12 protein-coding genes are annotated in these 12644 nt (G+C 37.7%); 2 read left to right on the forward strand and 10 right to left on the reverse strand.

What is annotated here, in order from left to right; translation table 11 throughout:
• Positions 1 to 248: 248 nt before the first annotated feature.
• Positions 249 to 1631: a Gfo/Idh/MocA family oxidoreductase gene (locus IPM34_01735; protein ID MBK8954266.1), complete on the forward strand. Its 1383-nt coding sequence runs from the start codon at positions 249 to 251 to the stop codon at positions 1629 to 1631.
• Positions 1628 to 2671 (forward strand): tetratricopeptide repeat protein, encoded by a 1044-nt coding sequence (locus tag IPM34_01740; GenBank protein MBK8954267.1) that lies wholly within the window; start codon positions 1628 to 1630, stop codon positions 2669 to 2671. Before IPM34_01735 ends, IPM34_01740 begins: the two co-directional genes overlap by 4 nt.
• 325 nt (positions 2672 to 2996) lie before the next feature.
• Here the strand turns inward: IPM34_01740 and IPM34_01745 are convergent, their stop codons facing one another.
• The 10 genes from IPM34_01745 to IPM34_01790 form a co-directional block, all read right to left on the reverse strand.
• Positions 2997 to 4061, reverse strand: coding sequence for a regulator (locus tag IPM34_01745; GenBank protein MBK8954268.1), 1065 nt, complete (start codon positions 4059 to 4061; stop codon positions 2997 to 2999).
• Positions 4062 to 4323: 262 nt separating this feature from the next.
• Complete coding sequence (locus tag IPM34_01750) at positions 4324 to 4647, reverse strand: hypothetical protein (GenBank protein ID MBK8954269.1); 324 nt, start codon at positions 4645 to 4647, stop codon at positions 4324 to 4326.
• Positions 4648 to 4651: 4 nt separating this feature from the next.
• The gene (locus IPM34_01755; protein ID MBK8954270.1) at positions 4652 to 5092 is read right to left on the reverse strand and encodes an SRPBCC family protein; all 441 of its coding nucleotides are present in this window, start codon (positions 5090 to 5092) and stop codon (positions 4652 to 4654) included.
• Between the two features lies 1 nt (position 5093).
• Entirely contained in the window at positions 5094 to 5432 is a 339-nt protein-coding gene (locus IPM34_01760; GenBank protein ID MBK8954271.1) for a TfoX/Sxy family protein, read from the reverse strand.
• Positions 5433 to 5755: 323 nt separating this feature from the next.
• The gene (locus IPM34_01765) at positions 5756 to 6643 is read right to left on the reverse strand and encodes a PD40 domain-containing protein (GenBank protein MBK8954272.1); all 888 of its coding nucleotides are present in this window, start codon (positions 6641 to 6643) and stop codon (positions 5756 to 5758) included.
• Between the two features lie 192 nt (positions 6644 to 6835).
• A complete protein-coding gene (locus IPM34_01770; protein ID MBK8954273.1) occupies positions 6836 to 8896 on the reverse strand; it encodes a T9SS type A sorting domain-containing protein in 2061 nt (686 codons plus the stop codon).
• A 337-nt stretch (positions 8897 to 9233) separates the two neighbouring features.
• Positions 9234 to 10634 carry a VWA domain-containing protein gene (locus tag IPM34_01775; GenBank protein ID MBK8954274.1) on the reverse strand — a complete coding sequence of 467 codons (1401 nt, stop codon included), beginning with the start codon at positions 10632 to 10634 and terminating at the stop codon, positions 9234 to 9236.
• Between the two features lie 404 nt (positions 10635 to 11038).
• A complete protein-coding gene (locus IPM34_01780) occupies positions 11039 to 11404 on the reverse strand; it encodes a DUF2200 domain-containing protein (GenBank protein MBK8954275.1) in 366 nt (121 codons plus the stop codon).
• Positions 11401 to 11685 (reverse strand): YdeI/OmpD-associated family protein, encoded by a 285-nt coding sequence (locus tag IPM34_01785; GenBank protein ID MBK8954276.1) that lies wholly within the window; start codon positions 11683 to 11685, stop codon positions 11401 to 11403. The genes IPM34_01780 and IPM34_01785 overlap by 4 nt, the downstream gene beginning before the upstream one ends.
• 12 nt (positions 11686 to 11697) lie before the next feature.
• A complete protein-coding gene (locus IPM34_01790; GenBank protein ID MBK8954277.1) occupies positions 11698 to 12510 on the reverse strand; it encodes a DUF1801 domain-containing protein in 813 nt (270 codons plus the stop codon).
• Positions 12511 to 12644: the final 134 nt, after the last annotated feature.

Consider the following 12644-nt stretch of genomic DNA (forward strand, 5'->3'; position numbering starts at 1 on the left):
ATTTATAAAATCTATTTATGAATTGCAAAAAGAGCGAGGTAAAGGTAATGGCGTTTTGGAATGCGTAACAAATTTTTGATAAAGAAATTCATATAGTGTAAAAAGCGCATATAAAATCGCTACATTTATAGAGAGTCATGAACATAAAAGAAAATATCTGATTTGCTTTGATGTGTAAAAGTCTGAACTGCGATGGCCATGCAGATCGGCAGGAATGCTTATCTTTCGGCAGAATCAATCTTTTATTTATGGCAGAAAAATGGTCGCGCAGAGAGCTGATTAAAAATGTTGGCCTCGCAACAGGTGCAGGTAGTTTTATCTTACCGGAAATGAGTAGATTTATCATGGATGAAGTCCACCCTTTGTATATAAAACCCGAAAGACCCATTACTGCCATTACGCTGGGTGCGGGAGCACGGGGGAATGTCTATGGAAATTATGCAGCCAAATATCCCGATGAAATTCAAATTGTTGGTGTCGCTGAGCCCATCCCGATCCGGAATGACCGGTATGCCAAAAAGCATAATATCAAAGATGAACACCGGTTTGTAACCTGGGAGCATGTATTCGGGAAACCTAAATTTGCGGATGCCATCATTATCACCACTCCTGATCACCTGCATTACGGACCCTGCATGAAAGCACTCGATATGGGTTATGATGTTTTGCTGGAAAAGCCCATGGCGCAGACGGAAAAGGAGTGCAGGGATATTTTAGCAAAAACCAAAAAGACAGGACGCATTGTGGGATTGTGTCATGTGCTTCGTTATGCTCCTTATTTTGTTAAACTCCGCGAACTCATCCACAACGGTTCGATAGGAACACTTGTTAGTCTGCAACATTTTGAACCCATCCAGCATGTGCATATGGCGCATTCTTTTGTACGCGGCAACTGGCACAACAGCAAAGCGACCACGCCAATCATCATTGCCAAATCCTGTCACGATCTGGACATGATGCGCTGGCTGGTAGACAAACCCTGCAAACGCGTATCGGCCTTTGGAGATTTGAGTTGGTTCAGGCGTAATAATGCACCACAAGGAAGCACGGCACGTTGCAACGAAGGCTGTGCCATTGAATCGCAATGCCCGTATTCGGCCATGAAAATTTACCTGCGCGACCGCACGTATCTGTATGTTTTTGATTTGCCCGAGCAAAAGGAATTGCATCCCGATGCCATCATGAACTATTTAAAAACCACAAATTACGGTCGATGTGTTTACCGCATGGAGAACGACCAGTGCGATCATTACGTCATGAGTCTTGAATTTGACGGAGGCATCACGGCCAGTTTTAACATGGAAGCATTTACGTCTTATCACGGCCGCAGAACCCGCGTGATGGGCAGCCTTGGCGATTTGCACGGAGATATGGAAAGCTTTGTACATACCGATTTCAGGACGGGGAAAGTCACAAACTGGGATTCTCAATCGTTTGATGACGGAATTTACAGCAAACACGGACATGGGGGTGGTGACGCGCGATTGATGCGTAATTGGGTGCAAGCCGTTTCCCAACAAAATGCCGGACTGCTGACATCCACCATTGATGCTTCCATTGAAAGCCACATCATGGGATTTGCGGCGGAGCGAAGCAGAAAAACCGGTAAAACGATGAAGGTAAAATTATGACACTAAAAAAGCAATTGACTTTTCAATTTTTGGACAGAACACCCATAAATCTATTTCAACTACTAACAATTGTTAGTATTGTATTTTATTTTTCCTGCAAGGGAGATAAGGAAGGGCATTCAGGGACCTTTGTTGATCAATCTCCTATACAACAAATCAGTGCTTTGATATCGGAAGATTCAGAAAACGACAGTTTGTATATACTTCGTGCAAATCTGTTGATGGAAAGTGAATCGTATGATTCGGCAATTGCGGATTTTTTGAAAGCCATATCCATAGATTCATCAAGTCGACCGGATTATTATTTCGGACTTTCACAAGCATACCTGATGACTGCACAATCCAAAATGGCTTCGGATGTGCTCGATAAAGCCCTGGATCAATTTCCGGAGAACAAGGCTGTTTTGTTGAAAGTTGCGGAGTTGAAATTATTGCTCAAGCAGTACATGCCTGCATTGGCCGTGATCAACAAAATTTTTGAAAGAGACCCTCAAAATACCGAAGCCTGGTATTTGTCGGGACATGTGTTGTACGAAATGGGAGATACGGGAAGAGCGGTAAATGCTTATCAGAAATGCGTCGATTTAGATCCCGAAATGCGAAAGGCCTGGATTCAATTGGGCGACGTGCTTACAGAATTAAAGATCGAACGCGCGTTGGATTATTACGACAATGCGATCCGTTTAGATAGTACAGATCCCGAAGTGTATCACAGTAAAGCGTATGCGGTGCATCGGTTTGGAAACAGAAACAAGGCAATCGCTTTGTTCAGACAGTTGGCAGCGCGTTTTCCATCTTATGAAGCTGGTATCTACAATCTGGGTGTTCTTTACATGGAAGCCGATTCCATAGAAAAAGCGGCCGATCATTTTTCTATTTGCATTCAACTCAAGCCAACCGAAGCAAGTTCCTATTATCAAAGGGCCTTAGCTTTTATAAAACTTGGCAAAAAGGAACAAGCCAAAGCGGATCTTGAAAATGTATTGAGTTTGAATGCTGATTTTGAAGAAGCGAGGGAAGCATTGAAGGGATTGAAGTGAGAATTGAAATTCATTTTCATTCTATTGGGGAGACACAATTTTTACTGCTACTCCATGTGTGGAAACTTTTAAAATTGTGCCGCACTTAAAAACTTCGTTTAATACCTTATGAACAGGCCTTTGTTTAAAATTTATAATGTTTTCCTTGATTGTGATTTGATCTCAAACGGGGTTACGTTCTTAACGTTTTTTAAATTAGTTTTAGTTAAAATGAAAAAGGCCGGACTGAAACTTTTGAACTGGCACTATTTTATACATCTTCATTTTTAACATTAAAAAGAAAAGGCCTTTATAATTTCTTTTATTGATTTAAAAATAAATTTGTTCATTCCGGCCAAGGACCGCTTTGTTTCACCTGAAAAAAACGCGTTCCATCAAAACGGTACAGACCGGAACCGGCACCCCACCACATATTCCCTGACTTGTCCTGATACATGCTTTGTACGCAACAATTAAGTCCGTCTTCGGGTGTAAATACTCTGAATGCACCGGGATCTCCTTTATTCAGAGAAGGATCAAACCTTGTGGTGCTGCCTCTGGCTGTAATCCAAATAATTCCCGAATCTTCTATACATATTCCCCAAAACTCTTTTCCTCCCAAGCCATCTTTGTTTGTATACTCTGTAAAAGTTTTGCCATCGTATTTGCATATTCCGTTTTTCATGGTAAACCAGATATGGCCAGCATTATCTTCTGCGATACCACTTGCATAATTTTCACCTAACCCTTCTTTTTCGTTGAAATTGACCAGCGTGCTGCCATCGAAACGATAGACTCCCTGTCCTGTAGTTGCGATCCAAATATTTCCATGTTTGTCTTCCATGAGATCTGCAACATTTGCCGACGCAAGCCAAGAAAATAAAGAAAAACAAGGAGTTCCAGCAGCATCCGCTACGGAATTGTATTGGTAAACACCTCCGTGTGTGCCTACCCAGATGGTTCCTGATCTATCAACGAGTATGCCTTTACGGGTAATGTCTGTATGGATGAGTCCGTCTTTTTGATTGTAATTTCTGAACGTTAAACCATTGTATTTATAAATACCCTGATCTGTTCCAAACCACATGTTGCCATTTTTATCTTCGTTGATGGCATATACAGTTTTATTGTAAAAACCATCGGGATCTGAAAAATATCTTAAAGTTTTTTTGTCATACCTTACCACACCTTCTCCAAGTGTACCAAACCATAAATTTCCTTTTGAATCCTGGAAAATACTCCGGATGTATTGACTCACGAGGGTGGTGTCAAAATCAGGAGCCAATCCAACGGCGTTAAAAACTCTTATAACCGTTGGGCCTTTTCCGGAAGTATTTGCAGCATGGTTGTTGTTTTGTCTGTTGCAGCAAACAAAAAGGGTCAAACAGAAAAGTAAGAAAGCGTGGTTCAATGCTTTAAAGTTAAACTAAACTTTCTAAAAAACGATACTTTAAAATATTTCTTATTCTGACAGAAAAAATGCCGCAGCCAAAATATTCTGTTTTAAAAACAATATAATTGTTTTCTCTCAATAACGGATAGCGCATTAACTATTTTTGGGATTTAAAGTTTCTAAATAAGGCTTGTTTGAGACCATATGAAATTTGCAATATTTGTAATACACGATTGGCATGCAAAGAAATTTTATGAATGATGTTATCCTAAAGTCCATATTATTTTGGTTCAAGCCCCAGCACATAGCTATAACTTTCCTTCAGTAGTGTGGATAGTTTGTTCATGTCATTCCACATTTTTTCGGGGATCAGAATATATCCTTTCATTACGGCACCATAAGCCTTAAAAGGGCTGGTCTTCAGTTGCTGCATGTACTTTGCCTTTACTTCTTCTGAAAACCTGATTCCCAATTCACCGTCTTTGTTTAATTGAGAAAACATATGGCCATTTACAGAAGTGTACGGCATCGTTTTTCCCTTTCGTTCAATTTCAGGACATTTTGATATTAATTGATCATAAAGGGCTAATTTTTCTTCCCACATAATCTCATTTTTTTTCTGCAAATTCCTTAAATTGTCTGATCCATTTTTCACCTTGCTTTCTGAACATGCCCGGAAACAGCAAGAACATCAGTTTTGGCATGAGCCAACTCACACGAGTGTATTCAAATTCGTAAACATACCGGCATGAATTTTCATCAAGCGGGATGAATTTGCATTTCATGGTATTGTCCATATGCGGATGGTGATAAAATGCTTCAAATGATTCAGGAAGCCGGTTTGCAATGATTGTTTCTGTCAATTCCATTTCCCGTTTTCCAAATTGGTAATACATTTTTGATATGGCACCATCCATACCTTGTGTGCCGCTGATGAGTTCTTTTCTCAGAAAACCATCCTGGTATTCTTTATTGTTTTCCGGATTGGCGAAGAGCGTTGCGACTTCGATTTGCGGTTTATAGATTGTAATTTGACCACTATATTTCATTTTATTTTCTTTTGGAAACTTTCTTCTTTTTGGGTTTAGGCTCGGGCAATTCCTTTAAGGAAATTTTGACTAATTTGCTTAACCAAATACCATCTTCAATTTTTTCTTCAATTAAAAAACTTGGTTTGGCTCCCGGATAAGCAGGTGCTTCTGTTACTTCGCCAATAAATTCCCGCCCGGATTTTGTGGGCTTTATATAAAGTTTGTTATCGCAAATAAGCCCAAATATTTTTCCGTCGGCGTAAATTCCATAATCACCAAACATTTTTTTGGCGACTATTTCCCCTGAACCTTTGATCTGATCGGTAACGAAATCTACAAATTGCTGATGAGATGCCATTGGATTTTATTAAATGTTTTTAAAATTTCTATTCTCAGAGAATTTATCTGTTCGATCGCCGGACAACAGGAATACTTTAATATCAATGAACTTCTCATACCCCAATTTTTTAAAAGTAAAGTGAAAAACCCAAAAATCAATTCTAAAGTTAATACATTCCTAAAATTATTACAAACCACTTTTTTATTCAGCTTGTTTTCCAGGCAAAGTTTAAAGATACAAGAGGTATACTATGTCCAGGCTGGAAGAAGCAGACTGGTTGGAAAAATGACGCTCAACATAAAGCTTGAATTGTCTTAGGATTCGTCATTTTCATTTGAACGTTATTTGTTTTTATTTTTTGCGGGATTAAATTCAAGTATTTCGTCTCTTTTTGGCGATGTTATATAAGGTTTTTTATGGTTGCCGTTTTTATCCATGATCCAAATATCAGAATTCTGGGCGACACGGGTATATGCAATGTATCTACCGTCAGGAGTCCAACGTGGCCATCTGTTGTCCAGGCTGTCGCTGGTTAATTGTTTGATGTTGCTGCCGTCGATGTTCATAACATAGATGTCTGCTTTGTTATTTAAAAAATAGTGGCATGCAATCGATTTTCCATCAGGCGAAATATCCAGGGCTCCATCGTTTCCGATTCTGTTGGTCAGCCTGGTGTGGTAGCTGCCCATCGTATCTGTAATAAATATCTCACTATTGGTAATTTTGTTGGCAGTGTCTCTATCCATAAATGAGGTATAGAAAATTCTGACTCCATCCGGATGAAATGTTGGTGAACCGTCTAATCTGTCGTTTTGTGTAATGCGAGATATTTTTTTTGTGGCCAGATTCATAAAATAAATTTCATTTTGTTTATGGTCGGCATTAGAAACATATAAAATGCTTTTTCCATCCGGAGAAAAAGAGGGTCCGTATTGATTGAGTGTGTCGTGGGTTAGCTGCTCAGTTGTTTTTAATGCTATGTTATAGAGATAAAGGTCATATTGTTTTTTCACCAGTTTAGCGAATAAAATATTTTTTCCATCCGGGCTCCACTTGATTCCGTAGTCCGTGTATTTATCGTTGGTAATGTTCAGAAGTTGGTCGTTTTTGGATGAAATATATAGGTCCAAATATTCATCCCTGTCCGAAATAAAAGCATATTCGTATTTGGTCGTTTTACAGGCAACAAATACCAGAAGTCCCAATAATATCAAGTATAATTTAGCCATAGTCGTTTTTCTTAGGAATACAATTTAACTGATATGTCAAAGTCTTTGAATTTTTATTAAAATTATTCCGATTGCTCCATATGTATTGTAGGGAAACTTATATGAAAGTTCATTTTGTAATACGCCATAAACAATAATCAGAATTCCATGATGTAAAAATTCTATTTCAAATATATTGGCAATTAGAGTCTATTAAATTTTGATAAGTTTTTTAAAAACAATTTTATTATTTTTTAATACCTTGATGAAATTAATTCCATTAGGTATATCAGATATGTCGAAAATTTTTCTTAGATTATCACTCGATTGAATTATTTTTAATAATTGTCCATTGATATTGAATATTTCTAATTGCGAGAGGTTAGTACTTGAAATTTCAATAAAATTACTAGAAGGGTTGGGAAATATTAAAATATCATCTGATTGCTCCACCAAATCAACATCGACCGTAAAATCGGACAATAACCGCTTCCAGACTCCATTTTGTTGAGTACCAGCGATTAAATAATTACCTGAAATTTCCAAATTAGTAACCCCTAAATCTTTCAATCCTTCGTTTATAGGAATCCAATTAACACCTTTATTATTTGAATAAAAGACGCCATTACATTCAGTCGCAATAAAAATTCTATTTTCAAAAATTTCAAAATCCTTTATAGAACAGAGGTTGCTAAGACCGAGTTTGGATCCAAACCAATTTAGACCTTTATCTCTTGAAATAAATACTCCATTACCAAAAGTAGAGGTTCCTGCATAGATGTTCTCGCTATCAATTAATAATGAAATTATATTATAATTACGAAGAACCGGTCCTGTCAATGTATCCCAGTTAGAAAAAGTATCGTCGCTTACATATAGTGAGCCGCTACCTCCCGCATAAATTTTATTCCCATCTAATTCCAAGGCAGTTACTGCTGTGGAAGTAGGATATGGTCTGACATCCTTCCAAGTTACTCCTTTATCTGGTGAAAAATACAAACCTCCAACTCCATAGCCTGCATAATATATATTGGTTCCTTTTAATTTGAGAATGGGAATGCCAAGCCAAGCGGGAATATTTAATTTCCTCCAATTAATTCCAGTATCTTCTGAAAGAAAAATTCCACCAATTCCTGCAGCGTAGATATTGTTACCATCAGATTCTATGGCTTCAATATCTGGGGGATCAATGTTATTGTTTTGATTTTTCTCAATATTGATTTCTTTGCAAGAATTTCCATCATTTGTAATTATATAAACCCTCCCATCGTAAGAACCTGCGAAAATTTTATCGCCTTCTGATGATAAGGAATTTACATAAGTGTCAGCAATTCCAATATTAGATGCGGCCCAATTTTCTCCTTTATTATCTGATATATTTATTCCTCCATCAGAGCCGGTTATTATCAGATTTCCTTTAATTATGATTGAATTTACATGGGTTCCTGTATGACCGGAACTCTTCCTTTCCCATTGAAATTCGTTTGATTTTAAAAGATATACACCGTCATTTGTGCCTGCATAAATATTATTTAAGTCTGCAGACAAGGAAAGAACAAACTTGTTAAACAATCCGTTATTGATAGGGGCCCAAGTGACTCCATTATTTTGTGAATAAAAAATACCACCGTCATTGACTCCGGCGGCATACAAATTACTTCCTCTATAGGTCAAGGCCTTTACGCCACTTACCGTTAAACCTGAATTCATAGCATTCCAACTAGCTCCATTATTTGTAGAAAGGAATACTCCACCCCAAGTACCTGCGAATAGACTACTATTTCTTTTAATAATTGAATTGACGTTTAAATTATTTAATCCGTTATTCAGACTATTCCAGTTACTACCATTGTTATTTGAAAAAAGGATTCCTTTTCCATTAGTTCCTGCATAAATTTGATTTCCATCAATCAAAATGGAATTTACACCTTCAATATTTTGCCCCAAATCCAGTTTAACCCAATTATCACCGCCATCTGATGATTTGAAAATTCCGTTAGATAAAGTTCCTGCATAAATATTTGAACCCTTAATTGCTATGGAGTTTATTCTTTTATTGGTTAAACCGTTATTTTTTTCTACCCACGTAATTCCTAAATCATTCGAAACAAAAACACCATTACTTATTGATCCAATGACAATAATATTTGCTTCCGAAGCAATGCAACGTATATCCTGTCCATATGGTCCATTGACCTGTTGCCATTGACTGAATAGCCAAAGTGATTGAAAACTAATTACTAAGATAAATAAATGTCGTGCTATCATTTTCATTTTGTTTAGAAGCAAAATTATCAGAAAATTACGAAATTAATAGATTTGGATTTCCAGACTATTTAATCTTTTTTAAAAAAAATTGGTATAAAAGTTAGGCGAAAATAAACTCTATCCAAGAGTTAGTCGAAGATATAACAATCAATCTAAAAAGCTAACTCATAAATGGGGATTAGGGGGATTTTTTGGTGCATCTAGAGCTTATCCGTTCATTTCTGGTGATTGGATGTTTAATATGGCTCTGGGGTTTGTAGCTGGCGGGGCAATAGCAAATATTTACGCAGGAACAGCTGGGTTAATTTTAGCGAGCAGATTTTTTCCTTCCCTCGCGGTTTTTTTAATACTTGATGCTTTTTTCTGTGGTCTCTCCGGCTTTAACGACAATCGTATAACTGCCGCTATGACCTTTGTGTTTTCCAAGGGTTTTAATGTGCACATCGTAAGTCCCGGGATTTAGAACAAACTTACTCGGGTTGGTTGTACTGGAAGTATAAGTCCTGTCTGTAGCGACATTTTTTCCTGAAGCTTTATCGTGAACATTCACAGTAGCATCAATGAGTTCATTGGTTTTTGTACTGACTTCGATGAATGCAATTCCACTTTCGAAATTTTGTGTAACCGGGGTGGTGCCATTCGATTTTACCCATACATCTTCGATTTCCATTAGAACATGTAAACCTTCAATCCCTAAGGCCTGGAAAGATACTTTGTAATGCCCTGCAGGAACTTCCATCTGTTTTGTTCTACCATAAGTTCTGGTACTGGCCATAATTTTACCAGATTTTTTGTCCATCATTTTTACCAACACATCCCAGGGTTTACCATTGTTTGTTGTGGTCACTTCTAAAATTCCTCCGTCAAAACTTATATTCCGGTGTCTGGTTGAATCAGTATTCATATCTAAAGTAAAACTAGTGGCCGGGATGTCAGTTCCCTCCAAAGCCCGAACTTCAATTTCGTATTTTCCTTTCGCCAAATAGACAAATCCGGTATCCCTGTAAGTTCTTGCCCAGGCGACTTCTTTCTTCGTCTGGGAATTTCTGGCCCTTATGATGGCATCAACAGGTTTTCCTGTTTTGGTGGCAAATACGGAGAAATTGGCTTTCGGTTCGTCGACGGTTTTCGCAGTTGCTTCCGACAATACGGTCTGCAGGCCCGTTGTATTATCTGCATCGTAATAATAGCCATCGCCCGCTTTGGCTGCACAAATGAGTGCTTCCTTTTCGGTTTCTTTTAAACCAAAGCCAACAATATGCAATCTGAAATCGATGTTTTCCGATTTTGCTTTTTTTATAACAGAACAGAGATCGCCCTCACAGGATTCTATACCATCGGTAATTAATATTATCGTTGTTTTTATTTTGGATTCTCTAAGCAAACCGATGGCAAGCGTTGCGCTTTTTGCCAATGGGGTTTTACCCAATGATTTTAATCCTTTTACTGCAGTGATTATTTTGGTTTTGGAGTTGTTGGAGATGTCTGCTATCAACTCTATATCATTGCAATCACTTTTACTTCGGTGCCCATAGGCGATTAATCCTATAGGTTTGTCGGCCGGGATTTTTTCTACTGTCGACGATAAGACATTGGCTGCAATGTCTTTTTTTGTGGATGCTTCCAATTTTCCCCACATGGATCCACTGGCATCATATATGAATAAAATGGGTGAAGATTGTTTTTGTCCTTCGATCCCGAGAGTAGAGAAAATTACAAAGCAAAACAGGAGAAGTTTTTTCATAATCAGATGGGTTGTGTTTGGATCAAATTCTAAATTGGCTCATTGTGAATGAAGTCCGTAATCAAAAATAAAGATAAAACGCGAATATTCCTGTAAAATACCGGATGTATCTTTTAATAATTTAACTGATGTGTTAAAATCTTTGATTTTATTCGCAATTATTCCATCATTCAATTCCGAATACAGAAGCATTCTAACATCTTGAGATGTCGTAAGTAAGGATTTAAAAAAATTAGAGATATTAAACTCAGTAATTTATATTCCTGGAATTTCAGCGGTCGAATTTAAATTTCTAAAAGGAGTTATTTAACAAGGGTTGGGAAATTTTATTCTTGAAAATTGCCGAAAGATTTTAGAAAGGTTTAATAGTGTTCGTTTACTCTATAAGGTATTTTCATCCATATTTAGGCTGTCCGCAATATCTTTTCCATTTTCCGGCCTTTTGCCAATTCGTCCACCAATTTATCTAAATACCGGGCCTGCTTTGTTAAAGGATTTTCAATTTCTTCTATCCGGTAACCACAAATGGAGCCGGTGATGAGATGTGCATTGGGGTTCAATTTAGCCTTCTTAAAAAATGTTTCAAATGTGACCTTATCAACTATAAGTTGCTGCAATTGCTTCTCGTCAAAGCCGGTCAGCCATGATATCACCTGTTGCAATTCTTGTTTGGTCCTGCCTTTGCTTTCAACTTTGTTGACATAATGCGGATAAACCGAAGCGAAAATCATTTTTGCAATTCTTTCATCATGTTCAGCTGTTGTTTTCATTTTTCCAAATTTTTAAACCATTTCTGTGCGTTTGGTCTTCGGTGTGGACAGCCTGGCCAACAACAGGGTTGTCTTTTGCCTTCGTTCAGTTCTGTCATCATCCGGTCAATATGTTCTGACCGGGTCTCTTCCTTTTTGACTATGGTGACCCAACAGATCCATTCATTGCGTTGGATCGGAGTAAGCTTATTCCAACGTTCTGAAATGGCATCATTCTTACTCAATGCGCTTATCATATCGTCGGGGAGTTCGTGCAATATTCCTTCAGCTAATTTGATCATGGTTATTTGTTGTTATTTCAATCGTTCCAGAACGCCTTTTCTCTTTACAATGTTTTTATAGTCCCATTGAATTTCTTTAGATTTTTTCAACCAACGCTTCAGATCTTTGGGGTTTATTTCCGATACCTCATTGTAAAAAACGGAAGCATCTTTAAATTTTCCACCGTGCACGGAAAGGCCTTGTTCATCAAAACTGGCTCCGCTCCAAAACATTAACCTCATTCCGCGCTTTTCTTTACTGTAACCTACAATGGGGTTGCCGTCTATAAACCAGACAGGGTGTCGGTGCCAAACCTTACTTTCGGCTTCAGGCAGGTGTTTGTTTATTTCTGTGTGCAACAATTGACAAATCGATTTATCGGCCGGGATTTGATTTTGGTTGTATGTTTTAATGTCAATTGGAGATGATAATTTTGCTTTTTCATTTTTTGCTGTAATTTTTTGGTGGTTCTTCATATCTCTTTCTTTGACGAGAGCCTTAACCGTTTTTTCCAGTATGGTACAGGGGAATGGACTGTCTAATGGAAACTGATAAGTAGCTTTTGAAACGTGATATACACGCATTTCTTTAGGAACGGTTTTAGTATTTTGAGGAGTAATAAACAAGCCGATATGATTTTTAAAGACTCCAAAATAAATCAGCCTTCCCTCGTATCCCTTCCCTCCATATTCGTAGAAGGGCATGCCATAACTGATGCGTTCGTCAGCCGTGGGTGCAGCTTTTTTTATAGTGGAGCGAATCTTTCTCAGGATTGCCTGGATTTTCGCAGGAAAACAGGAAATATATTCGTCCACGTCTTTGAATTTTTGATTGCTTGTGTTCATATCACAAATCGTTCTGTTGTGTGGTTCTGTATTGTAACTATTGCATGGATAGAATTGCTGTAAAGCTCATCAACCAAAGACAAAAATATAAAACTAATTGGTGATCATCATAAAAGACTAAAAACAATAATTTG

This window comes from Saprospiraceae bacterium, from assembly GCA_016716185.1.
In the GTDB taxonomy this organism is placed as follows: Bacteria; Bacteroidota; Bacteroidia; order Chitinophagales; family Saprospiraceae; genus Vicinibacter.

Excerpts from the sequence above, each read along its gene's own strand:
- IPM34_01735 (MBK8954266.1), top strand. The coding sequence starts at position 249 with ATGGCAGAAAAATGGTCGCGCAGAGAGCTGATTAAAAATGTTGGCCTC.
- IPM34_01740 (MBK8954267.1), top strand. The coding sequence starts at position 1,628 with ATGACACTAAAAAAGCAATTGACTTTTCAATTTTTGGACAGAACACCC.
- IPM34_01750 (MBK8954269.1), bottom strand. The coding sequence starts at position 4,647 with ATGTGGGAAGAAAAATTAGCCCTTTATGATCAATTAATATCAAAATGT.
- IPM34_01755 (MBK8954270.1), bottom strand. The coding sequence starts at position 5,092 with ATGAAATATAGTGGTCAAATTACAATCTATAAACCGCAAATCGAAGTC.
- IPM34_01760 (MBK8954271.1), bottom strand. The coding sequence starts at position 5,432 with ATGGCATCTCATCAGCAATTTGTAGATTTCGTTACCGATCAGATCAAA.
- IPM34_01765 (MBK8954272.1), bottom strand. The coding sequence starts at position 6,643 with ATGGCTAAATTATACTTGATATTATTGGGACTTCTGGTATTTGTTGCC.
- IPM34_01770 (MBK8954273.1), bottom strand. The coding sequence starts at position 8,896 with ATGAAAATGATAGCACGACATTTATTTATCTTAGTAATTAGTTTTCAA.
- IPM34_01775 (MBK8954274.1), bottom strand. The coding sequence starts at position 10,634 with ATGAAAAAACTTCTCCTGTTTTGCTTTGTAATTTTCTCTACTCTCGGG.
- IPM34_01780 (MBK8954275.1), bottom strand. The coding sequence starts at position 11,404 with ATGAAAACAACAGCTGAACATGATGAAAGAATTGCAAAAATGATTTTC.
- IPM34_01785 (MBK8954276.1), bottom strand. The coding sequence starts at position 11,685 with ATGATCAAATTAGCTGAAGGAATATTGCACGAACTCCCCGACGATATG.
- IPM34_01790 (MBK8954277.1), bottom strand. The coding sequence starts at position 12,510 with ATGAACACAAGCAATCAAAAATTCAAAGACGTGGACGAATATATTTCC.